Raw genomic sequence first — 24,019 nt, forward strand, 5'->3', positions numbered from 1 at the left:
AATTTAAATGAATAATTTATGGATGACATTGTTAATATTTATTCAGCCAGTCCTATGGTTGGGAATATTAAGAAATTACATTATCTACCGTAAGCGTATCAAACGTGAAAGAAACGACTTTAACACTTCAATTTCACCAAACGATTTTGAAATGAAACATTTTTGGCTAAGTTTCATCGTTTTAGGAATTATTGGAAGCATCATTTCAATGACACTAGGAATTTATCTATCACTTCCTTGGATCATTATTTATGAAGCTTTGCTACTAATTAACTTGATTATTATCCCGGGTCAATTCTTTACAGTGTTAAATCTAGTAATCGCGACTGCTTTGACATTTGTAACGTATAAATTCGACTTGTTTACGTATATTAATACAGAAGGTATTAACACTTCAGCTACCTCACTATCAAATGCATTATTGCTATTAGTGACAGTATTCTTTGTTTCAGCATTGTACATGAAGAGGTTCTTAGGAAACTATCAATCACCAAAGATTTTTAAAAACCAACGTGGTAACAAGGTTGCCGGTTATTTAAATAAGGAATTTGCGGTCCTACCAATTGCCGTATTAATTCCAGGTGATCAAATTCATGCATTGATTAGCTGGTGGCCAGTATTTTCAATGGGTCAACATGAATTCACAATCTTTATCTTACCGGTATTGATTGGGATTAGATTTACCATTTTCAAATCAATGCCAAAAGAATTTTTCAAAAAGTTATCTAATCGATTGTTATGGTTAACATGTTTGGGTATTATTCTAGTTGTTGCAACTTACCTACTAAATGGTGTCGATAACATTGAATTAATTTCAATGGCTGTGATGACAGTATTATACCTACTTGTTTTAATCAGGACTAAGCGTAAGGATAACAAGAAGGCTAAGTGGTTCGCAGACGCAGTTAACGGTCTAAGAGTAATCGCCGTTAGAAAAGACACTCCGGCTGAAAAGATGGGTGTTGAAATGGGTGATTTAATCGTTGAGGTTAACAACATCAAAGTAAGTACCGAAGACGATTTCTACAAGGCTACTTTGACTTCTCCAACATTTTGTCGATTGAAGGTATTGAACCGTGAAGATCGTATCAAGATTATGGAAAGTGCCATTTATAGTGATTCACCAAATGAACTAGGTGTAGTTGTAATTAAGGAAAAGTAACTTAAGATTGATTTAATAAACATTATTTAAAATGTCATTTAACGAGGAGGCTTTATGATGACTAAAATTTACCGTTCTCAATCAGATCGATTATTAACAGGATTATTAGGTGGAATTGCCGAATACTTCCATATCAACTCACAACTTTTAAGAATTATTTTTGTAGTTCTATCAATTATTCCGGGCCATCTAATTGGCGGACTATTACTTTATGTAATTTGTTTAGTAATTGTTCCGGCTAACCCCAACGTTTATGGTGGTGGACACACTACTAACAAACAAACTCGACGCAATTTAACTGACGTTGATGAATTTAATGATAAATAAGAGGTGACACCATGAGAGTGTTAGGCAGAATATTGATTAACACATTGCTATTCGTTGCAATTGCTGGTTTCTTCCAAGGCAGCTTTTACGTTGCTTCATTTGGAACTGCGATTGTGGCCGCAATTGTTTTAGCGATTCTAAATGCATTGGTAAAACCAGTATTGTTTATCTTATCATTACCAATTAACTTGGTAACGTTAGGATTATTCAGTATTATCCTGAATGGAATTATGTTGGAATTAACATCTTTTGTGGTGGGCAATACTTTCCATTTTGCTTCATTTGGAATGGCAGTGATTGTTGCATTGATTATGTCAATTTGTAACGTCATTTTGTCAGACTACTAAAAATTTTTTAAAAACATCTAATAACATGATAAAATTATCTTATAACGAAGTGGAGGAAAGGCTATGGCATACAGTGTAACGGTCGCAGATCTTGTTGAAAACACTCACCTAGATATTTTCTACGGTGAAGAATACTTAGATCGACCAATTACCACGAGCGATATTTCACGCCCTGGTTTGGAATTAACAGGATACTTTAACTACTACCCATCAAAGAGAATTCAATTACTTGGTATTACTGAAACATCATATGCTAAGGGAATGGATAGTAATGAACTTTTTGATGTAATGAAGAAAATGTGTTTACCAGAAACACCAGCATTTGTTATTTCAACTCAATTAGATCCGCCTGATGAATTAATTCGTGCTGCTAAAAACCAACACATTCCAGTGTTAGGTTCAAAGCTAACAACTTCTCGAGTACTAAGTAACATGACTAACTACTTGGAAGGTAAATTAGCCGAAAGAAAATCAATTCATGGTGTGCTAATTGACGTATATGGTTTAGGGGTACTAATGACAGGGGACTCTGGAATTGGTAAGAGTGAAACTGCCTTAGAACTTGTTAAACGTGGTCATAGATTAATTGCCGATGATCGTGTTGAAGTATACCAACAAGATGAACAAACACTAATTGGTCAAGCACCAATGATTCTAAGACACCTACTAGAAATTAGAGGAATTGGGATTATCGATGTGATGAATCTATTTGGTGCCGGTGCCGTTCGTTCACAGACTAAGGTTGACTTGATTGTTCACCTTGAAAACTGGTCTGATGACACTCCATATGATAGATTGGGTAATGGCGACGAAACCCGTCGTATCTTTGACGTTGACGTGCAAAGAGTAAGCATTCCAGTTAAGACTGGTCGTAACTTAGCTATCATTATTGAAGCGGCAGCCATGAACTACCGTGCTAAGAAGATGGGTTATGATGCTACAAAGGTATTTGATGATAACCTAAACAGTTTAATTAAAGAAAATTCAGGTAACAAAAAATAATCCTCTTTTTAGGAAGTGAAAAAAATGTCAATTGCGTTAAATCAAATTGCGTTTAATCTGGGACCTATCTTAGTTCACTGGTACGGGATTTTTATTGCCACAGCAGTATTAATCGCTGTTTACCTTTCGGTTAAGGAAGGAAGAAAACGCGGGATTCAACCAGATAATATATACGATATGATTCTATGGGCTTTGCCAGTGGCAATCATTTGTGCCCGTATTTATTATGTTGTATTTCAATGGTCATACTACAGCCAACATCTAAACGAGATTGTTAAAATCTGGGATGGGGGAATAGCCATCTATGGTGCCTTGATTGGTGCGTTTGTCGTGGTATTCTTATACTGTAGAAGTAAATTAATTTCAGTTTGGTCAATGCTTGATGTGATTGCACCAACTGTGATTATGGGCCAAGGAATTGGTAGATGGGGAAACTTCATGAACCAAGAAGCTTTTGGTAAGATTACCAGCTTAGCGTTCTTGAAGTCTCTACACTTACCAAATTTCATCATTAACCAAATGTTTATTCAAGGATTTTACCGCCAACCAACTTTCTTGTATGAATCACTATGGGACTTGTTAGGATTTGTTCTATTGATGAATCTTCGCCAAGTCCAAGGATTCTTCAAGCGTGGTGAAGTGGTATTATCTTACGTTATTTGGTACTCATTCGGGCGATTCTTTGTCGAAGGGATGAGAACAGATAGCTTAATGCTATTTGGTGGAATTCGAGTTTCACAATTATTATCGATTATCCTATTCTTGGGAGCAATCGGATTAATGATCTATCGTCGCAAAAATGATTCTGATTTGCCTTACTACCTAGATGGTAGCAAGTTACAATAATTTTAAGGAGCTATATTTATTATGGTAGAAAAAATTGCAGTGTTAGGAGCAGGCTCATGGGGCAGCATGCTTGCTAATATTTTAGTTGAAAATGGTAATGAAGTGCGTTTATGGTCATACAAACAATCACAAGTTGATGAACTAAACAACAAGCACACAAACGAAAAATACATCAAAGATTTTACATATCCAAAAGAACTAGTTGCTTACGCTGATATGAAGGAAGCAATTAGAGGTGTTGATGATATTTTATTTGTTGTTCCAGCACAAGTTACAAGAAGTACTGCAAAACAAGTAAACGAAATCCTAGAAGAACTAGACATGAAGGTAAACATTATTCATGGTAGTAAAGGGATTGAACAAAAGACATACAAACGTATGTCAGAAGTTCTGGCTGATGAAATCGATGAAAGTCATCGTAAGTCAATCTCAGTTATTTCAGGTCCTAGTCAAGCAGAATCAGTTGCTAAACACGATATTACTTTAGTAACTACTGCTTCAGAAAACATCAAAGATGCTGAACATATCCAATCATTATTCATTAATGATTACTTCAGAGTTTATACTAATGACGACATCATCGGTGTTGAAATTGGTGCAGCTCTAAAGAACATCATTGCTATTGGTGCCGGTGCACTTTATGGTCTAGGCTACGCTGACAATGCTAAAGCAGCATTGATGACACGTGGACTTGCCGAAATTTCTCGTTTGGGAACTTCATTCGGTGCTAACCCATTAACATTCACTGGACTATCAGGTTTCGGTGATGTGATTGTTACTGCAACAAGTAGTGACTCACGTAACTGGCGTGCAGGGTATCAACTAGGTAAAGGAGAGACCTTAGATGATATCGTTAAGAACATGGGAATGGTTATTGAAGGTATCGCAACTGCAGAAGCTGCATACGAACTAGCCAACCAACGTGGCATTGATATGCCAATTACTTCAGCAATCTACAAGGTATTACACAAGGAAATTACAATTGATGATGCAATTTCTCAACTAATGCACCGTAAGGGTAGAGCTGAATTAGATTAATATTTAAGAAATAGGAAAATACGATAAAATAGGAGTTTATATTCATGAAGAAAATCAGAAAAGCAATTATCCCAGCAGCAGGTTTAGGAACTAGATTCCTACCAGAAACTAAGGCAATGCCAAAGGAAATGCTACCAGTAGTTGATAAGCCAGCTATTCAATTAATCGTTGAAGAAGCTATCGCATCAGGAATTACTGACATTTTAATTATTATTGGTAAGGGTAAACGTGCTATTGAAGATCATTTCGATTCAAACACTGAACTTGAATTGAACCTTGAATCAAAGGGTAAGGATGAAATGCTAAAAGCTGTTAAAGAAACTAACGGTTTGAACATTTACTTTAAGCGTCAAGAACATCCAAATGGTCTAGGTGATGCTGTTCATACTGCTAAGAGTTTCGTTGGTGAAGATCCATTTGTTATCATGCTAGGTGATGATTTGATGACAGATGAAACTCCATTGACTGAGCAATTAATTGACAGTTATGAAGAAACAGGTTCATCAACACTTGCTGTTATGAAGGTTCCTCATGAAGATACATCAAAATATGGTGTTATCAACCCAGCTAAGGAAGTTAGCGACGGTTTATACGATGTTACTAATTTCGTTGAAAAGCCAAACCCAGAAGATGCTCCAAGTGATCTAGCAATTATTGGTCGTTACCTATTAACTGCTGACATCTTTGACATCTTAGAAAACACTAAACCTGGTAAGGGTAACGAAATTCAATTAACTGATGCCATCGATACTCTAAACAAAAAGGGTAAGGTATACGCCCACGAATTCAAGGGTGACAGATACGACACCGGTAACAAGTTTGGTTGGTTACAAACTAACATCGAATTTGGTCTAAAACACCCAGAAGTTTCTGATGAATTAAAACAATACATCAAGGACTTAGCTAAGAAGTTAGATTAAAATTAGTTTGTGTGCAAATTAATGGACAAATGTTTTATATGATAGTAAAGTATCATATATTAATTCAATGAAAGGGGGAGCTTAATTATGGAAAAGTATGACGTAATTATTATTGGTGCAGGGCCTGGTGGAATGACATCTGCACTATATGCTTCTCGTGCAAATTTATCAGTAATGATGATTGACCGTGGTATCTACGGTGGTCAAATGAACAACACTGCTGAAATCGAAAACTACCCAGGATTCAAGTCAATCCTAGGTCCAGATTTAGCAAAAGAAATGTATGAAAGTTCCACAAACTTCGGTGCCAAGTACGAATATGGAACAGTTGAATCAATCGAAGACAAAGGTGATTCTAAGATTGTTAAGACTGACCAAGGTAGCTACGAAGCAGGTGCCGTTATCATTGGTACTGGTTCACAATACAGAAAGCTAGGCGTTCCTGGCGAAGACGAATATGGTGGAAGAGGTGTCTCATACTGTGCCGTATGTGATGGGGCATTCTTCAAGAACCGTGAAGTTGTCGTTGTCGGTGGTGGAGATTCAGCTATCTCTGAAGCACTATACCTTGCAGGTTTAGCTTCAAAGGTTACCGTTATTCACCGCCGTGATCAATTACGTGCACAAAAGGTTATCCAAGACCGTGCATTTGCTAACGACAAGATTGAATTTGTTTGGGACACTAACGTAACCGAAGTTGTCGGTGACAACATGAAGGTTACTGGTGTTAAGACTATCAACAACAAGACAAACGAAGAAGGCGAAATTGCTGCTTCAGGTGTCTTCATCTATGTTGGTAACAACCCAATGACTGAACCTTTCAGTAACTTAAACATTACTGACGAAAAAGGTTGGATTAAGACAAACGAACGTATGGAAACTTCAGTAAAGGGTATCTTTGCTATTGGTGACGTACGTGAAAAAGAATTAAGACAAGTAACTACAGCTGTTGGTGACGGTGGTATTGCTGGTCAAAACGCATTCGAATACGTATCTTCATTACACTAAAAGGTGTGATTAAAAAGACTGGTCTATTGGCCAGTCTTTTTTGTGCCTACAAGGAGAACATTAGTTTTAGAAAGTTTGTTCGTATGTTAGAATATTATTAAACTACAGTGAATGAGCCTAGAGCTCCGAGTTAAAAACAAAGGAGGACTTTGTTTGGAAATAAAACGTGAAGAGAACAATAAATTTGACTTAGTTTCAAAATACAAACCTACTGGTGACCAACCCGAAGCGATTAGTAAGTTAACTAAGGGTGTTTTGGATGGTCAAAAGAACCAAATCTTATTAGGTGCCACTGGGACTGGTAAGACCTTTACAATTTCTAATGTGATTAAAAACGTTAATAAGCCTACATTGATTTTGTCACATAATAAGACACTTGCTGGACAACTATACAGTGAATTTAAGGAATTCTTCCCTAACAATGCGGTTGAATACTTCGTTAGTTATTATGATTACTACCAACCGGAAGCTTATGTTCCATCAAGTGATACCTACATTGAAAAGGATTCTTCAATCAATGATGAAATTGATAAACTTCGTCATGCGGCCACTAACTCATTGCTTACCAGAAATGATGTCATTATCGTCGCATCCGTTTCATCAATCTTTGGATTAGGTAGTCCTAAGGAATACTACAAACACACCATTCCATTGAGTGTTGGCCAACAAATTGAAAGAGACGAGCTACTTAGAAAGTTAGTCGAAATTCAATTTGATAGAAATGATATCGACTTCCAACGTGGTCGTTTCAGAGTGCACGGGGATGTTGTCGACATTTTCCCAGCTTCTGGGGATCAACATGCATACCGAGTTGAATTCTTCGGTGATGAAATTGATTCAATCAAAGAAATCGATACATTGACCGGTGAATTCATTGGTAAGAAAGACGATATCATCATCTTCCCAGCGACCCACTTCTTGACCGATGATCAAAACATGGATCACGCTTTGAAGGGTATCAAGGAAGAAATGAAGGAACAAGTTGCCGAATTTGAAAAAGAGGGTAAGCTACTAGAAGCCCAACGTTTGAAGCAACGTACCACTTATGATATCGAAATGATGGCCGAAATGGGTTACACCAACGGAATTGAAAATTATTCCAGATACATGGACAACAGAAAACCGGGTGAAGCTCCTTACACATTACTAGATTTCTTCCCCGATGATTACTTATTAGTTGTCGATGAATCCCATCAAACATTGCCACAAGTAGGTGGAATGTACAATGGTGATAAGGCCAGAAAAGAACGTCTAATCGAATATGGATTCAGACTTCCAAGTGCTTTGGACAACCGTCCATTGAAGATGCCTGAATTCAAAGAACGTGTTAACCAAGTAATCTACATGTCAGCCACCCCTGGTCCACGTGAACTAGAAGAAACCGCTGAAAAGAATATCGTTCAACAAATCATTCGTCCAACCGGACTATTGGATCCAACTGTTGAAGTGCGTCCAATCATGGGTCAAATGGATGATTTGGTTGGTGAAATCAATGAAAGAATTGCCAAGAATGAAAGAACGTTTGTAACCACCTTGACCAAGAAGATGTCCGAAGATTTAACCGACTATTTAAAGGACTTAGGAATCAAGGTTGCATACCTACACTCTGACGTTAAGACACTAGAACGTACCAAGATTATTCGTGATCTTCGTTTAGGTAAATACGATGTATTGGTTGGAATTAACCTTCTAAGAGAAGGAATTGATGTTCCTGAAGTATCCTTGGTTGCCATCTTGGATGCTGATAAGGAAGGTTTCCTAAGAAATGAACGTTCATTAATTCAAACCATTGGTCGTGCCGCCAGAAATGAAAATGGTGCGGTTATTATGTACGCCGATAACATGACCGATTCAATGCAAAAGGCGATTGATGAAACCGCTAGAAGAAGAAGTATTCAAAAGAAATACAACGAAGACCATGGTATTACACCACATACCATTAAGAAGCCAATTAGGGACCTTATTAGCTACGACAATAATAAGAACGATGATTCTTCAGAAGATCACTCATTTGTTGAATCTGACTTCCAAAAGCTATCTAAGAAGGATCAAAAGCAAATGATTGAAACATTGACCAAGGAAATGAAGCATGCAGCTGCTAAACTTGATTTCGAAAAAGCAGCAGCTTTGCGTGATACTGTCATGGAATTAAAGGGTCAAATGTAAGGGGGCAAAAACTTGCAAAACGATAAAATTGTCATTAAAGGTGCTAGAGCACATAACTTAAAAGATATCAGTGTTGAAATTCCTAAGAACAAATTGACTGTTATGACCGGTTTATCAGGTTCAGGAAAGAGTTCATTAGCATTCGATACGCTATATGCTGAAGGACAACGTCGATACGTTGAAAGTTTGTCTTCATACGCACGTCAATTCTTGGGTCAAATGGACAAACCAGACGTTGATTCAATCGAAGGATTAAGTCCAGCGATTGCGATTGACCAAAAGACCACTTCCAAGAATCCACGTTCAACAGTTGGAACTGTTACTGAAATTAACGACTACTTTAGATTGCTATGGGCACGTGTTGGAACACCAATCTGTCCAAACGATGGAACCAAGATTACTAGACAATCAATTGATCAAATGATTGATGAAGTCCTTTCTCTTCCAGAAAGAACCAAGCTTCAAATCTTATCACCAGTGGTTAGACAACAAAGAGGTCAACACAAGAAAGTTATCGATAAGATTAAGCGTGAAGGTTTCGTTAGATACCGTGCTGACGGAGAAGTTCACGAAATTGAAGATGACGTTCAACTAGACAAGAACAAGTATCACGACATTGAAATCGTGGTTGATAGAATCATCGTTAAAGATGGTATCAAATCTCGTTTATCAGACTCACTTGAAACCGCATTGAGACTAAGTGACGGTTATGCCGTTGCCGACTTGATGGGTAGGGGTGACAACTTAATTTTTTCCGAACACTACGCATGTCCACTTTGTGGATTTACAGTTAGTGAATTGGAACCACGTCTATTCTCATTTAACTCACCAATTGGCGCTTGTCCAAGCTGTGATGGTTTAGGGATGAAACTAGAAGTAGACGAAAGTTTGGTTGTTCCTGACAAGGATAAAACGTTAAACGAAGGGGCAATCGAACCCTGGAATCCAATTAGTTCCAAGTTCTATCCAAGCTTGCTAGAACAAGCCTGTGAAGCATTTGGTATCGATATGGATACTCCGTTTAAAAAGCTTCCTAAGAAGCAACGTGACCTAATTTTATACGGTTCCAACGGAAAAGAATTCCACTTCCACTTCAACAGTAACTTCGGTGGAATTAGAGACACCGATGCACCTTTTGAAGGGGTTATTAACAACATTGACCGTCGTTACAAGGAAACTAACAGTGATTTCACCAGAGACCAAATGCGTCTATATATGACTGAATTAACATGTCAAACTTGTCACGGTTTCCGTTTAAACAGAGAAGCACTAAGTGTGAAGGTTGACGGATTAAACATCAGTGAAGCAACCGACCTAGACGTTGTTAAAGAACTAAACTTCTTCTCTCAATTGAAGTTCGGTGAAAAGGATAGTGTTGTCGCTAAACCAATCCTAAAGGAAATCATTGATCGACTAACTTTCCTAAAGAACGTGGGATTGGATTACCTAACACTTTCTAGAACTGCCGGAACACTATCTGGTGGTGAATCACAACGTATTCGTTTAGCTACTCAAATCGGTTCAAACCTATCAGGAGTGCTATACGTATTGGATGAACCATCAATTGGGTTACATCAACGCGATAACGACCGTTTGATTTCTTCACTAAAATCGATGCGTGACTTGGGTAATACCCTAGTTGTCGTAGAACACGGTGAAGACACTCAACGTTCTGCCGACTACATTGTTGATATCGGACCAGGTGCCGGAACCAACGGTGGTAAGGTAATGGCCGTTGGAACTCCCGACGAAGTGGCTCAAAACGACAACTCATTGACTGGTCAATACCTATCAGGTAAGAAGTTCATTCCAGTCCCATTGAAACGTCGTAAGGGTAACGGTAAGAAGATTAAGGTTACTGGCGCTTCTGAAAACAACTTGAAGAACGTTACTGCCGAAATTCCATTAGGTGAGTTTAACGTCGTAACTGGTGTTTCTGGTTCAGGTAAATCAACATTGATTAACCGCATTGTTAAACGTGCGATTGCCCAAAAGCTAAACCATAACTCCGAAAAGCCAGGTAAGTACAAGTCAATCTCTGGATATAAGAATATAGATAAGCTAATTAACATCGACCAAAATCCAATCGGAAGAACGCCTCGTAGTAATCCTGCTACCTATACTGGAGTGTTTGACGACATTAGAACATTGTTTGCTGAAACAAACGAAGCTAAACTTCGTGGTTACCAAAAGGGTCGTTTCAGTTTTAATGTTAAGGGTGGTCGTTGTGAAACCTGTCATGGGGATGGAATTCTAAAGATTGAAATGAACTTCCTACCAGATGTTTACGTACCTTGTGAAGTTTGCCATGGTAAACGTTACAACGCCGAAACACTGGAAGTTGAATACAAGGGCAAGAACATTTCTGATGTCTTGGACATGACTGTGGATCAAGCACTTGATTTCTTCTCATCAATTCCAAAAATTACTAGAAAACTAGAAACCATTGATGAAGTAGGACTTGGCTATGTTCAACTTGGCCAATCAGCAACTACCTTGTCTGGTGGGGAAGCGCAAAGAATGAAGTTAGCTTCTGAACTATACAAAAAGTCAGCTGGAAACAACTTATACATCTTAGATGAACCAACCATTGGTTTACACACCGATGACATTAACCGCTTGTTAGTTGTCCTACATGAACTAGTCGAACAAGGCAACACTGTTTTAATTATCGAACATAACCTAGACGTGATTAAGACAGCCGATCACATTATCGACCTAGGACCTGAAGGAGGAGATGGTGGTGGTGAAATCATCGCTACTGGAACTCCTGAAGAAATCGTCAAGGTGAAGGAAAGCTATACTGGTCAATATTTAAAACCAGTCCTAGAACGTGATACCAAACGAACTAAAGAAGCAAGAAAATAAAAAAGCGTGATGACACGCTTTTTTATTTGTGTTTGAAATGACACGCCCGGGTATGTGTGTTATACTTTCTTAGTTGAAAAAATTGAAAGGAGGAAACGATTTGATGAAGGACAATCAGGCGAGAAAAAGCGTTGTCGTCATTGGTGGCGGAACTGGTTTACCAGTTATTTTAAATAATCTAAAGAACGAAAATATTGACATCACTGCGATTGTGAACATCTCAGATGATGGTGGATCGTCAGGTCGTTTGCGCAATGAAATTAATATTGTTCCTCCTGGAGATATCAGAAATGTCTTGGTATCATTATCTAATTTGTCAAAGGACAAGCTAGACTTGTTTCAATACCGTTTTAAAAAGGGCGATCATTTCTTGTCTGAACATTCGTTAGGTAACTTAATCATTGCCGCAATGACAGAAATGAAGGGTGATGTGAACGTCGCCGTTGAAGCACTAAGTCAGATGATGGAAATCACTGGTAAGATTTATCCAGCCACCAACGAAAAACTACAGCTTTGCGCCGAGTTCGATGATGGTTCAACCATGACCGGTGAATACGAAATCACCTATGCGGATAAAAAGATTAACCGTGTTTGGGTAGAATCCAGTGACAATCAAGACGAAATTCCGCATGCCAATCAAAAGGTCATTGATGCCATTTTGGCCGCCGACCAAATTGTTTTAGGTCCTGGCAGTCTGTTTACCAGCATCTTGCCAAACCTAATGATTAAGAACCTAGGAAAGGCCGTTTTAGCGTCTAAAGCACAGGTGGTATACATTTGTAATATCATGACACAAAAGGGTGAAACAGACCATTTTTCAGACGCTCAACACGTTGAAGTTTTAAACCGTCATATGAAGTCCAACTTCATTGACGTCGTAATCGTAAACAAACAACCAGTTAATACTGATCTAATTAATCGAGAAGTGTTTAACGAGATTGAAAATCCGGTTAAACACGATGAAAAAGCAATTCAGGCAATGGGATGTGAATGCATCTACGATGACTTCTTAATGTTAAGTCACCAAGGGGCATTCCATGATGGAAAAAAGGTTGCCGATACATTATTCAAACTGGTTTCAAAAAGATAGGATGATTAAAAATGTCATACGCAAGTGACGTAAAAAAGGAACTAACGACTCTAGAAGTTCATAAGGAAAATGCCAAGGCAGAACTAATGGCATTAATTCGAATGAACGGATCAATTTCGTTAGCCAATCGTAAAATTATTTTAAATATTCAAACCGAAAATCCAGCCATCGCTCGTCGTATCTATAAGTTGATTTTAGAATTCTACGAAGTGGAAAGTAAGCTTGTTGTTAGAAAGAAAATGAAGTTAAACAAGAACAATGTCTACGTCGTAAGAATCGCTAACCAAGCGCAAGCAATCCTAGATGACTTAGGGATTTTTGATAACTACCAAATCGTGGAAAGAGTGCCAATTGAATTACTGAAGGATGATTCCCAAGTGAGATCATATCTAAGAGGGGCCTTTTTAGCTGGGGGTTCTGTGAACAACCCAGAAACTTCCAGATACCATCTAGAAATCTACTCATTGTACGAAGAACACAACGACATGATTTCAGAAATGATGAACAAATACGAATTGAATTCCAGAACTACCGATCGAAGAAGTGGATACATCACATACTTGAAAGAAGCAGAAAAGATTGCTAACTTCTTGCAATTAATTGGTGCAACCAATGCGATGTTGAAATTCGAAGATGTCAGAATCATGCGTGATATGAGAAATTCTGTGAATAGATTAGTAAACTGTGAAAATGCTAATATGAACAAGGTTGCTAATGCTTCAACCAAGCAAATTTCTAATATTCAATTCATTGATGACACCGTCGGATTGGATAAGTTACCTGAAAAACTATACGAAGTTGCCATCACCAGAATGAAGATGCCAGAAGTTAGTTTAAAGGAATTAAGTGAATCATTGCCAAGTGGGGCGATTTCTAAGTCAGGAATCAATCACCGTTTGAGAAAGATTAATGAATTCGCTGATAAAATCAGAGAAGAAGCCGTTTCATAAAAGGACACAAAAAAAGACGTTAACCAAAGTTAACGTCTTTTTTATTATCTAATTATTTTCTTTCAGAACTGTTAGTCATGATGCTATCAATCAATCCGTAGTCGACAGCCTCTTGAGCGCTTAAGTACTTATCACGTTCAGTATCTAGGTTAACCTTTTCAATTGATTGACCTGAGTTTTGAGCTAAGATTTCGTTGATCATCTTTCTAGTCTTTAAGATTGATTCGGCAGCAATAGCAATTTCAGTTTGTTGACCTTGAGCACCACCAGAAGGTTGGTGAATCAATACTTCAGAGTGAGGTAGAGCAAAACGCTTACCCTTAGTACCTGAAGAAGCCAAGACACTGGCCATTGATGCAGCCATACCCATAACGATAGTTTGAACATCAGCCTTGATGAATTGCATAGTGTCGTAGATTGCCATACCGGCTGTTACAACACCACCCGGTGAGTTGATGTATAAGTAGATGTCTTTTTCAGAATCTTGTGCATCTAGGAATAATAATTGAGCAATGATGGTGTTTGCCATGTTGTCTTCAATTGGACCAGATAACATAATAATTCTGTCTTTTAATAATCTTGAGTAAATGTCATATGCGCGTTCACCGTTTGATGATTGTTCAATGACAGTTGGGACTAAATTCATAATTTTATCCTCCCTTGCTTTCAATTCAATTTGAATTATATTAATTTTATATCAATGGTCAATTAAGGTCAAATGATTTTATCTGACTTAATCACCAATGCATCTGGAGGGAATCGAACCCCCATCGAAAGAACCGGAATCTTTAGTGCTATCCATTACACTACAGATGCATTTCAACACGTTAAACTATAAATGAAAAGGGGGTTAAATTCAAGAAACACACTGAGTTAATTGATTTGCAAACTAAAATTAGCACTGATATACTTAGAGTGTAAGGATTTGATACAGAAAATAACTGTTACAAATTAGTACTGGTTATTTTTTTAAAATTACTGAGCATGTATTATAGACTGATCGGTAAAAAAGTAGTAGTATTTAATCCGTACGTAGTACTCAAATTTATTTCTCTAGGAGGAAAACAGTTATGACTGTAAAAATTGGTATTAACGGTTTTGGTCGTATTGGTCGTTTGGCTTTCAAACGTATCCACGAACTAAACTCAGACGAAATTGAAGTTGCTGCTATTAATGATTTAACAACTCCTTCAATGCTTGCATACTTATTAAAATATGATTCAACACATGGTAAATTCCCAGGTGAAGTTACTTCAACTGATAACGGAATCGTTGTTGACGGTAAGGAAGTTCCAGTTTACGCTGAACGCAATGCCGCTGACCTACCATGGGTTAAAAATGATGGTGTTGACTTTGTACTAGAATGTACTGGTTTCTACACTTCAGAAGAAAAATCACAAGCTCACTTAGACGCTGGTGCAAAGCGTGTTCTAATCTCTGCACCTGCAGGTCAAATCAAGACTGTTGTTCCTGGTGTTAACTTGGATACTCTAACTGCTGACGACAAGATCGTTTCAGCTGGTTCATGTACTACAAGTAGTATCGCTCCTACAGCATACTTCTTAAACAAAGACTTTGGTATCAAAGTTGGTACTATGACTACTATCCACGCATTCACTTCAACTCAAGCTATCCTAGATGGCCCTCGTGGTAAGAAGTTCAGAAACAACCGTACTGCTTCAACTAACACTATTCCTCACTCAACTGGTGCTGCTAAGGCCTTAGGTCTTGTTGTTCCAGAACTTGACGGTAAGTTAAACGGTGTGGCTCAACGTGTTGGTATCGTTGACGGTTCATTAACTGAATTAACTGCTATCGTTGACAAGAAGAACGTTACTGCTGACGAAGTTAACGCTAAGATGAAAGAACACACTGAAGGTAACGAAGCATTTGGTTACAATGACGAACCAATCGTTTCAAGTGATATCATTGGTGATACTCACGGATCAGTATTTGATGCTACTCAAACTGATGTTACTACTTTTGGTGATGACCAACTTGTTAAGGTATGGTCATGGTACGATAACGAATGGGGCTTCACTTGCAACATGGTTCGTACTTTACTACACTTCGCTCAACTATAATCTAAATTATAATTTAGCAAGGCATAAGGTGGAGGAGGCAATTGCCTCCTCCATTTTTTATAACAATTACTTTCTGCTTAAAAATTCTTTGAAATAAAGAAATAAATGAAGTATATTGAAATTGTTACATCAATTTTAAATAATTTTTGGGAGGTAATCTAGATTGGCTAAGACAGTTGTTTCTGATTTAGATTTAAAAGGCAAAAAAGTTTTAATGCGTGTCGACTTCAACGTTCCTATTAAAGACGGTGTTGTTGGTGACACAAGTCGTATCGTTGGTGCTATTCCAACAATCAAATACGTAATCGAACATGGTGGAAAGGCAGTTCTATTCTCTCACCTTGGTCGTATCAAGACTGAAGATGACAAGAAAGAACTATCATTACGTCCAGTTGCTGCAAAGCTTTCTGAACTAATTGACAAACCTGTTACTTTCGTTCCCGAAACTGAAGGTCCAAAGCTTGAAGAAGCTATCAACAACATGAATGATGGTGACATCGTTGTTGTTGAAAACACTCGTTTTGAAGATGTTGTAAATGGTGAAAACGTAAAACGTGAATCTGGTAACGATCCTAAGTTAGGTCAATACTGGGCTTCACTAGGTGATTGCTTCGTAAACGATGCATTCGGTACTGCTCACCGTGAACATGCTTCAAACGTTGGTATTGCACGTGCAATGGAAGCAGAAAACAAGCCAGTTGCCGCTGGTTTCCTAATGGAAAAAGAAATTAAGTTTATCGGTGGTGCCGTAAACAATCCTAAACGTCCATTTGTTGCCATCTTAGGTGGTGCAAAGGTTTCAGATAAGATTGGTGTTATCGATAACCTATTAGACAAAGCAGACCACATCATCATTGGTGGTGGTATGACTTACACATTCTACGCTGCTAAAGGCTTCACTATTGGTAACTCATTAGTTGAAAAGGACAAGATTGACACTGCTAAGGAAATCCTAGCAAAGGGTGGCGACAAGATCGTTCTACCTGTTGACTCAGTTGTTGCTCCAGAATTCAACAATGATGCACCTACTCAAGTAGTTGGTGAAAACATTCCTGATGGCCAAATGGCACTAGACATTGGTCCTAAGAGTATCGAACTATTCGAAAACGTTCTAAGAGACGCTAAGACTGTAGTTTGGAATGGACCTATGGGTGTATTTGAAATGAGTAACTTTGCTAAGGGTACTCTAGCTATTGGTAAGTTCTTAGGTGACTTAACTGACGCTACTACTGTTGTTGGTGGTGGTGACTCAACTGCTGCATGTAACGAACTAGGTGTAGCTGACAAGCTATCACACGTTTCAACCGGTGGTGGTGCTTCACTAGAATACATGGAAGGTAAGACTCTTCCAGGTATCGCCGCTATTACTGATAAATAAGAATAATATCTTTTTAAGATTCGATGTATAACATCGGGTCTTTTTTTTGTATAATAAAAGGAGTGAAATTTTTATTAAAACAGATGCGCAATTTGTTAATATCAATTGTTTAGTGATATCATTGATATATAGCGATTTTTAATAATCTGTTTAAAAGAATAGGAGGTAAAAAATGAGAACTCCTTTTATCGTTGGAAATTGGAAAATGAATTTAACATTACATGAAGTTGAAGAATTCTTAGATGCAGTCAAAGGAAACCTACCAGATCCTAAAGACGTTGAATGCGCAATTGCTGCATCATCAATTTACATGGATGTATTAACTAGATTTTGTAAAGAAGAAACAAATCTAAAAGCTGCCGCTCAAAACTGTTTCTATAAAGATTCAGGTGCATATACCGGTGAAGTAAGTCCGATGGCACTTGTCGATATGGGTGTTAATTACGTCATGTTAGGTCATTCAGAACGTCGCAAATACTTTGACGAAACCAATAAGATGATTAACAAAAAGGTTAAGGCCGTTTTAGCTAACAACATGGTGCCAATTATTTGTTGTGACGAAACAATGGCTAAGAGAAAGACATACGATGAAATGAACTGGGTGGTAAATCCAGTCATTGAAGCATTAAAGGGAATTTCAGAAGACGATGCTAAAAACGTTGTCATTGGTTATGAACCAAGTTGGGCAATCGGTACTGGAAAGTCAGCCAGTGGTGCTGAAATTCAAGAAGCATGTTTTCTAATTCGTGAAACATTAAAAGATTTATATGGTGATGACATCGCAAACCAAATCCGAATCGTTTACGGGGGAAGCGTTAACGCCAAAAATGTTTCAGAAATTATGAGTCAAGATGATGTTGATGGAGTCTTACCTGGAAAGAGTAGTTTAAAGGCCAAAGAATTCATCAAAATTGTCAATTACCAAAATAATTAACAGATTGAACAGTTTTTTATTGAAACTTGGTCTGTAAAATAATAAAATGAAGATAGCCTTGATTCCGAGGTAACAACTTTCATTAAGGAGAGAATAAAATGTCAATTATTTCAGATATTTATGCTCGAGAAGTACTAGATTCTCGTGGAAATCCTACAGTTGAAGTAGAACTATATACTGAAGCAGGTGCAATGGGACGCGGTATCGTTCCTTCAGGTGCATCTACTGGTGAACACGAAGCCGTTGAATTACGTGACGGTGATAAAAACCGTTTCATGGGTAAAGGTGTTACTAAGGCTGTTAACAACGTTAATAACATTATCGCTAAGGAAATCGTAGGTTACGATGTAACTGATCAAGTTGCTATTGATGAAGCTATGATTAAATTAGATGGTACTCCTAACAAAGGTAAGTTAGGTGCCAACGCTATTTTAGGTGTTTCATTAGCTGCTGCACGTGCTGCTGCTGACGAACTAGGTGTTCCTTTATACAACTACTTAGGTGGTTTCAATGGACACGTATTACCAACACCAATGATGAACGTTATCAATGGTGGTAAGCATGCCAACAACAAAGTTGACTTCCAAGAATTCATGATCATGCCTGTTGGTGCGGAAACTGTTAAAGAAGCCGTTCGTATGGGTTCAGAAACTTTCCACAACCTAAAAGCTATCTTGAACGAAAAGGGTTACTCAACTGCCGTAGGTGACGAAGGTGGTTTTGCTCCTGACTTGAAGAACAACGAAGAACCATTCGAAATCTTAGTAGAAGCTATCCAACGTGCTGGTTACAAGCCAGGTAAAGACGTTTCAATCGCCTTTGACTGTGCTGCTTCAGAATTCTACGATGCAGAAACTAAGAAGTACAACTTAGTAGGTGATGGTAAGTCATACTCTGCTGATGAATTTGTTACATTACTAGAACAATTAGTTGACAAGTACCCAATTATCTCAATCGAAGATCCATTGGATGAAAACGAATGGGCAGATTGGCAAATGGCTACTGAACGTCTAGGTAAGAAAGTTCAAATCGTTGGTGACGATTTATTCGTAACTAACACTGATTACCTACAAAAGGGTATTAAGATGGGTGTTGCTAACGCAATCCTTATCAAGCTAAACCAAATTGGTACTTTAACAGAAACTGTAAACGCTGTTGAAATGGCTAAAGAAGCTAACTACACAGCTATCATCTCACACCGTTCAGGTGAAACTGAAGATACTACAATTTCTGACTTAGTTGTTGCTCTAAACGCTGGTCAAATTAAGACTGGTTCAATGAGTCGTGGCGAACGTATCGCTAAGTACAACCAACTAATGAGAATTGAAGATCAATTAGCTTCAGTTGCAGAATACAAGGGTATTAACTCATTCTACAACCTAACTGAAGAAGCTCGTAACAACGTTATTAACAAATAATAACTAACTGTTACTAAAAAAAGCATTGAATTATTTCAATGCTTTTTTTGTACATAAAATTATATGGTATGATTGATATACCAATAAAAAGAAGGCGAACATATTGCAAAGTGATAATTTAAGACGATTTAAATCAGTGCTGTACGGTTTATTAATTGGACTGGCAGTCGGAATGGTGGTTAGTCTATTTCGAATATCGATTGAAGGACTATCGGATCAATTTTTAAAACTAGCGAAGCTAGCGCGAACTAATATATTCGTACTGATTACGCTAATCATCTTGAATTTGCTAATCGCATTTTTCGTATATTACTTAGTAAAACGAGATAAAAACATCAAGGGATCTGGGATTCCACAGGTCGAAGGTCAGTTAAACGGTGAACTAGATTATTCATGGTTCTCTGTATTAAGCAAGAAGTTCATTGGTGGGGTGATTGCCATTTCCAGTGGGCTATTTTTAGGCCGTGAAGGGCCTTCCATCCAATTGGGTGCTGCTACTGCTCAAGGACTAGCAGATACCTTTAAACAAACAAAACAAGCACGTAAAACGATTATCTCTGGTGGGGCAGCCGCGGGGTTATCCGCTGCTTTTAACGCTCCAATCGCCAGTACGTTGTTTGTGCTAGAAGAAATCTATCATAACTTTTCAACATCGGTCTGGTTAACTTCACTTTCAGCTGCAATTAGTGCGAACTTTGTTTCAACTGCGGTCTTTGGGAAAGTGCCGGTATTACACATGAGTTATTCACACGTGATTCCGCTACATATCTACCCATACTTAATCGGATTGGGAATCGTAATTGGAATCGGTGGATTAATTTATGAGTATGCGACACTTCACGTAAACGACTGGTACGCTAAGTTAGATTGGGTGCCCAACATTGTCTGGGTATTAATCCCATTTATCTTAGTCATTCCGTTTGAAATGTACTTACCCACAATCGTAGGTGGGGGAAGCACAATGGTATTAATGATTGCCAAGGCTGCACCAACGATTACGGTATTGCTTTGGTTCTTGTTGATTCGTTTCGTAATGTCGATACTATCATATTCAACCGGCTTACCTGGTGGCATCTTCCTACCAATGCTTTCATTAGGAGCATTGATAGGGGCGATTTATGCAGAGGTTTTGATTCAATTAGGCGTATTACCACAAAGTTATTTTGTTAACTTCATCATCATTTCAATGAGTGGATTTTTCGCCTGTGTCGGAAAAGCACCATTTACTGCCATCTTATTGATTACCGAAATGGTTGGATCATTGCAAAACCTAATGTCATTAGCCTTTGTCACATTGGTGGCATACGAAGTTACCGACTTATTAGGTGGTAGTCCAATCTACAATGAAATGTTGCAAAAGATGTTGAGCCCGCAAAAGTTGTCAACAAGTGGACAACTAACCAACCTATATTTCTCAGTTCAATTGGGATCAGATATGGATGGTAAGGCTGTTAAATCAATCAATTGGCCAGATGGTTGTTTGATTAGTTCCATCAAACGAAATGAACAATACATTATCCCCGATGGAGATACAATCCTAAAGGCTGGGGATAACATTGAAATATCCACAAACTACGATAACCGTGGTTATGTATATACACATGTGGAAAAACTAACATTAGATAATTAAAATTTTGATTAATTGGCATGTTAGAAAGTATTATGATAAACTAAACAGTAAAGATAAAGTTAAAGATGAAACCTATGTATTTTAGGTAGGAGGCAACGAATTGTATAATTTCTTAATGAATATAATTTGGATTGACAGTGTATTAATTATCATCGCTGTCTTGATGCAACCAGCAAAGACTAACAACGATGCAATGTCTTCTTTAACCGGTGGTGCTGATGATTTGTTTGCCAACTCTAAGCCACGTGGTTTTGAAGCCTTTATGCAAAAAGTAACAGTTGTATTATTGATTATTTTCTTTGCATCAGCATTAGGATTAGTTTGGTTATCATCACACTAGTTGATAAGACTCCTGTAATTTTTACAGGAGCTTTTTTTATGTGAAACCGAAAAAACCGTTTAGGATAGACGGTATAAAAATGTTAGAATACTAGATATGAGTTATCGAATTTGATTTAAGATCGAAAATTTAAAACTTAAGGAGTAAATCGTGGAAGATAATAGTTTAAAACAAGAAATTCATGCTGTTCTTCAAAAGTTCCCAAATCGCGAATTTTCAGTAGAAGAACTAGCCGATGAATTAGGATACCATGGTGCAAATGCATTTAAACTAATTGTCCAATCATTAGCTGTTCTAGAACGTGAAAAGACAGTTATGGTTACTGAAACAGGCAATTTTAAGTTAAACGTGCAAGGTGAAACAATCGAAGGCACTTTTCATGCAAATCCAAAGGGGTTCGGATTTGTTAACTATGACGAAAACCTAGAAGATGCATTCATCGCACCTGACAACACACTACAAGCAATGAACGGTGATACTGTTCAAATTGAAATTGTAAGACGTGCCGACCAAAACTCTGGTAAGGGTCCAGAAGGTAAGGTTGTAAACATCGTTGAAAGAAACTACGAACAAGTAGTTGGTGAATTCACCCGTACTGACGACGATCATGGCTACGTTGGTCAAGTTAAGTTAAAAGAAAAGAAGCTTATTAACTACAAGTTTTACGTTACAGGTGTTGGTCTAAAACCTACACCAGGTGAAGTAATTACTGCCGAAATTACTGAATACCCAAATGCTGACCACCCAGACTACATGGTTGGTATAGCTAAGGAAGTAATCGGAAGCGTTGATGACCCAGGAATCGACATCCTACAAATCGTCTACGCTCACGATATTCCAGCTCAATTCCCAGAAGACGTATTGCAAGAAGCAGATGCGATTCCAGAAGAAATTAGTGAAGAAGAAAAGCAAGGTCGAGAAGACATTACTGATCAAACACTAGTTACTATTGATGGGGAATCATCAAAGGACTTGGATGACGCCGTTACTGTATGGAAATTACCAAATGGTAACTACCACTTAGGTGTTCACATCGCCGATGTTTCTCATTACGTAAAACCAGGTAGTCTCTTAGACGAAGAAGCATACAAGCGTGGTACTTCTGTTTACCTAACAGATAGAGTTATACCAATGCTTCCAAGAAGATTATCAAACGGAATTTGTTCATTGAACGAAGGTGAACTTCGTCTATGTATGAGTTGTGATATGGAAATCAACCCAGCCGGAAACGTTGTTGACCATCGTATTCACCCAAGTGTGATGAGATCTAAGGCTCGAATGACTTACAAGGCTGTAAATGACATCCTAGAAGCACATGATGAAAACACTATGGAACGTTACAAAGACTTAGTTCCTATGTTTGAAGAAATGGGCGAACTACACAAGATCCTATACAAACAACGTCGCCGTCGTGGTGCCATTGACTTCGATGATAACGAATCAGAAATCATCGTTGATGAAACTGGTCACCCAATCGACATTAAGCTAAGAGTGCGTGGTACCGCTGAAAGAATGATCGAATCATTCATGTTAGCTGCCAACGAAACTGTTGCTGAACATTACTGTAAAGCACACGCACCATTCATCTACCGTGTTCACGAAACACCAGATGGAGAACGTGTGAAGAACTTCTTCGAATTCTTAACTGCATTCGGTGTAGAAGTTAAGGGTGATCCAGATCACTTGAAGCCAAAGGTATTACAAAACGTATTGAAGAAGGTTGCTGGTAAGCCAGAAGAACCTGCCGTATCAGTTATGATGCTTAGAAGTTTGAAGCAAGCTAGATATACTGACCAACCACTTGGTCACTTTGGTCTAGGTGCTGAATTCTACACTCATTTCACTTCTCCAATCAGAAGATATCCAGATACAACTGTTCACCGTTTAATTCACCACTACGAAGATAACGGTATCAATAAGGAATCAAAGGCCAAATACGCCGGATTACTTGAAGAAATTTCAGATCATTCATCAAAGGCAGAACGTCGCTCAATCGATGCAGAACGTGATACTGATGCAATGAAGAAGGCTGAATACATGGCAGACCACATCGGAGAAGAATTCGATGCAACTGTTAGTTCAGTGCTTAAGTTTGGTATGTTTATCGAACTTGAAAATACTGTTGAAGGATTAGTTCACATTAGTCGTATGAAAGATGACTACTATGAATATATTGAAAAGTATCTAGCACTTGTTGGTAGAAATACTCACCGTACCTACAGAATTGGTCAACCAGTTCGTGTTAAGGTGGTTAACGTCGACGTTGACCAAAGTGCTGTCGATTTTGATATTGTTAATCCAGAAGATACACCAATGTCTAAACTAAAACCTGAAAGTCACAGTAATGGTGCTCACGGTCGTGGTGGAAGAAACAACGGTGGTCGTCGTAACAATAACAGAAGAAATGACAACAAGAATGGTAAGTTTGGTAGAAACAACAATAACCGCCATTCAAGAAACAACAACCGTAATGGTCGTAATCATTCCAATTCAAAACATTAATTGGTTGAG

At 38.0% G+C, this 24,019-nt stretch carries 20 protein-coding genes and 1 tRNA gene; 19 read left to right on the plus strand and 2 right to left on the minus strand.

Features of this window, described 5'->3' with window-relative positions:
* The first annotated feature begins 7 nt into the window (after positions 1-7).
* From ACOMA7_RS04675 to whiA, 12 genes are all read left to right on the plus strand, one after another.
* Positions 8-1,162: a PDZ domain-containing protein gene (locus tag ACOMA7_RS04675; RefSeq protein WP_421392282.1), complete on the plus strand. Its 1,155-nt coding sequence runs from the start codon at positions 8-10 to the stop codon at positions 1,160-1,162.
* Between the two features lie 57 nt (positions 1,163-1,219).
* Positions 1,220-1,489, plus strand: coding sequence for a PspC domain-containing protein (locus ACOMA7_RS04680; RefSeq protein WP_053792511.1), 270 nt, complete (start codon positions 1,220-1,222; stop codon positions 1,487-1,489).
* Positions 1,490-1,500: 11 nt separating this feature from the next.
* The gene (locus ACOMA7_RS04685; protein WP_053791557.1) at positions 1,501-1,836 is read left to right on the plus strand and encodes a phage holin family protein; all 336 of its coding nucleotides are present in this window, start codon (positions 1,501-1,503) and stop codon (positions 1,834-1,836) included.
* Positions 1,837-1,899: 63 nt separating this feature from the next.
* Complete coding sequence (gene hprK, locus ACOMA7_RS04690) at positions 1,900-2,838, plus strand: HPr(Ser) kinase/phosphatase (protein WP_041152536.1); 939 nt, start codon at positions 1,900-1,902, stop codon at positions 2,836-2,838.
* A 24-nt stretch (positions 2,839-2,862) separates the two neighbouring features.
* Positions 2,863-3,684: a prolipoprotein diacylglyceryl transferase gene (lgt, locus tag ACOMA7_RS04695; RefSeq protein ID WP_421392286.1), complete on the plus strand. Its 822-nt coding sequence runs from the start codon at positions 2,863-2,865 to the stop codon at positions 3,682-3,684.
* 21 nt (positions 3,685-3,705) lie between these two features.
* Complete coding sequence (locus tag ACOMA7_RS04700; RefSeq protein ID WP_034531940.1) at positions 3,706-4,722, plus strand: NAD(P)H-dependent glycerol-3-phosphate dehydrogenase; 1,017 nt, start codon at positions 3,706-3,708, stop codon at positions 4,720-4,722.
* Between the two features lie 44 nt (positions 4,723-4,766).
* Complete coding sequence (gene galU / locus ACOMA7_RS04705) at positions 4,767-5,642, plus strand: UTP--glucose-1-phosphate uridylyltransferase GalU (protein ID WP_421392290.1); 876 nt, start codon at positions 4,767-4,769, stop codon at positions 5,640-5,642.
* A gap of 84 nt (positions 5,643-5,726) precedes the next feature.
* Positions 5,727-6,650 carry a thioredoxin-disulfide reductase gene (gene trxB / locus ACOMA7_RS04710; protein ID WP_034531944.1) on the plus strand — a complete coding sequence of 308 codons (924 nt, stop codon included), beginning with the start codon at positions 5,727-5,729 and terminating at the stop codon, positions 6,648-6,650.
* Positions 6,651-6,803: 153 nt separating this feature from the next.
* Entirely contained in the window at positions 6,804-8,816 is a 2,013-nt protein-coding gene (uvrB, locus tag ACOMA7_RS04715; RefSeq protein ID WP_421392292.1) for an excinuclease ABC subunit UvrB, read from the plus strand.
* Between the two features lie 12 nt (positions 8,817-8,828).
* The gene (uvrA, locus tag ACOMA7_RS04720) at positions 8,829-11,684 is read left to right on the plus strand and encodes an excinuclease ABC subunit UvrA (protein ID WP_421392295.1); all 2,856 of its coding nucleotides are present in this window, start codon (positions 8,829-8,831) and stop codon (positions 11,682-11,684) included.
* A 103-nt stretch (positions 11,685-11,787) separates the two neighbouring features.
* Positions 11,788-12,774, plus strand: a complete 987-nt coding sequence (locus ACOMA7_RS04725; protein WP_414827358.1) for a gluconeogenesis factor YvcK family protein — start codon at positions 11,788-11,790, stop codon at positions 12,772-12,774.
* A gap of 11 nt (positions 12,775-12,785) precedes the next feature.
* Positions 12,786-13,724 (plus strand): DNA-binding protein WhiA, encoded by a 939-nt coding sequence (gene whiA / locus ACOMA7_RS04730; RefSeq protein ID WP_034534634.1) that lies wholly within the window; start codon positions 12,786-12,788, stop codon positions 13,722-13,724.
* Positions 13,725-13,776: 52 nt separating this feature from the next.
* Here the strand turns inward: whiA and clpP are convergent, their stop codons facing one another.
* Together clpP and ACOMA7_RS04740 are read right to left on the minus strand one after the other, a co-directional pair.
* Positions 13,777-14,370 carry an ATP-dependent Clp endopeptidase proteolytic subunit ClpP gene (gene clpP / locus ACOMA7_RS04735; protein ID WP_034531950.1) on the minus strand — a complete coding sequence of 198 codons (594 nt, stop codon included), beginning with the start codon at positions 14,368-14,370 and terminating at the stop codon, positions 13,777-13,779.
* A 98-nt stretch (positions 14,371-14,468) separates the two neighbouring features.
* A tRNA-Arg gene (locus ACOMA7_RS04740) sits at positions 14,469-14,540 on the minus strand.
* 254 nt (positions 14,541-14,794) lie between these two features.
* Here ACOMA7_RS04740 and gap point away from each other — a divergent pair.
* The 7 genes from gap to rnr all read left to right on the plus strand — a co-directional run bounded on the left by gap (position 14,795) and on the right by rnr (position 24,010).
* Positions 14,795-15,808 carry a type I glyceraldehyde-3-phosphate dehydrogenase gene (gene gap / locus ACOMA7_RS04745; protein WP_054604631.1) on the plus strand — a complete coding sequence of 338 codons (1,014 nt, stop codon included), beginning with the start codon at positions 14,795-14,797 and terminating at the stop codon, positions 15,806-15,808.
* 163 nt (positions 15,809-15,971) lie between these two features.
* On the plus strand, positions 15,972-17,186 hold the full coding sequence (locus tag ACOMA7_RS04750) for a phosphoglycerate kinase (protein ID WP_041152543.1): 1,215 nt from the start codon (positions 15,972-15,974) through the stop codon (positions 17,184-17,186).
* 172 nt (positions 17,187-17,358) lie between these two features.
* Positions 17,359-18,120, plus strand: a complete 762-nt coding sequence (gene tpiA, locus ACOMA7_RS04755) for a triose-phosphate isomerase (RefSeq protein ID WP_421392300.1) — start codon at positions 17,359-17,361, stop codon at positions 18,118-18,120.
* 98 nt (positions 18,121-18,218) lie between these two features.
* Complete coding sequence (eno, locus tag ACOMA7_RS04760; protein WP_034531957.1) at positions 18,219-19,538, plus strand: phosphopyruvate hydratase; 1,320 nt, start codon at positions 18,219-18,221, stop codon at positions 19,536-19,538.
* Positions 19,539-19,641: 103 nt separating this feature from the next.
* Positions 19,642-21,168 carry a ClC family H(+)/Cl(-) exchange transporter gene (locus ACOMA7_RS04765; RefSeq protein WP_421392303.1) on the plus strand — a complete coding sequence of 509 codons (1,527 nt, stop codon included), beginning with the start codon at positions 19,642-19,644 and terminating at the stop codon, positions 21,166-21,168.
* A 100-nt stretch (positions 21,169-21,268) separates the two neighbouring features.
* Positions 21,269-21,508 carry a preprotein translocase subunit SecG gene (gene secG / locus ACOMA7_RS04770; protein ID WP_034531960.1) on the plus strand — a complete coding sequence of 80 codons (240 nt, stop codon included), beginning with the start codon at positions 21,269-21,271 and terminating at the stop codon, positions 21,506-21,508.
* Between the two features lie 150 nt (positions 21,509-21,658).
* The gene (gene rnr, locus ACOMA7_RS04775) at positions 21,659-24,010 is read left to right on the plus strand and encodes a ribonuclease R (RefSeq protein ID WP_034531962.1); all 2,352 of its coding nucleotides are present in this window, start codon (positions 21,659-21,661) and stop codon (positions 24,008-24,010) included.
* Positions 24,011-24,019 lie beyond the last annotated feature (9 nt).

This window comes from Apilactobacillus intestinapis, assembly GCF_049166695.1.
Classification (GTDB): Bacteria; Bacillota; Bacilli; order Lactobacillales; family Lactobacillaceae; genus Apilactobacillus; species Apilactobacillus kunkeei_C.

Bases quoted from the DNA above. Each gene is read 5' to 3' on its own strand.
- gap (WP_054604631.1), top strand. From the start codon at position 14,795: ATGACTGTAAAAATTGGTATTAACGGTTTTGGTCGTATTGGTCGTTTG.
- ACOMA7_RS04700 (WP_034531940.1), top strand. From the start codon at position 3,706: ATGGTAGAAAAAATTGCAGTGTTAGGAGCAGGCTCATGGGGCAGCATG.
- hprK (WP_041152536.1), top strand. From the start codon at position 1,900: ATGGCATACAGTGTAACGGTCGCAGATCTTGTTGAAAACACTCACCTA.
- lgt (WP_421392286.1), top strand. From the start codon at position 2,863: ATGTCAATTGCGTTAAATCAAATTGCGTTTAATCTGGGACCTATCTTA.
- ACOMA7_RS04675 (WP_421392282.1), top strand. From the start codon at position 8: ATGAATAATTTATGGATGACATTGTTAATATTTATTCAGCCAGTCCTA.
- eno (WP_034531957.1), top strand. From the start codon at position 18,219: ATGTCAATTATTTCAGATATTTATGCTCGAGAAGTACTAGATTCTCGT.
- galU (WP_421392290.1), top strand. From the start codon at position 4,767: ATGAAGAAAATCAGAAAAGCAATTATCCCAGCAGCAGGTTTAGGAACT.
- tpiA (WP_421392300.1), top strand. From the start codon at position 17,359: ATGAGAACTCCTTTTATCGTTGGAAATTGGAAAATGAATTTAACATTA.
- ACOMA7_RS04725 (WP_414827358.1), top strand. From the start codon at position 11,788: ATGAAGGACAATCAGGCGAGAAAAAGCGTTGTCGTCATTGGTGGCGGA.
- whiA (WP_034534634.1), top strand. From the start codon at position 12,786: ATGTCATACGCAAGTGACGTAAAAAAGGAACTAACGACTCTAGAAGTT.
- ACOMA7_RS04685 (WP_053791557.1), top strand. From the start codon at position 1,501: ATGAGAGTGTTAGGCAGAATATTGATTAACACATTGCTATTCGTTGCA.
- ACOMA7_RS04680 (WP_053792511.1), top strand. From the start codon at position 1,220: ATGACTAAAATTTACCGTTCTCAATCAGATCGATTATTAACAGGATTA.
- clpP (WP_034531950.1), bottom strand. From the start codon at position 14,370: ATGAATTTAGTCCCAACTGTCATTGAACAATCATCAAACGGTGAACGC.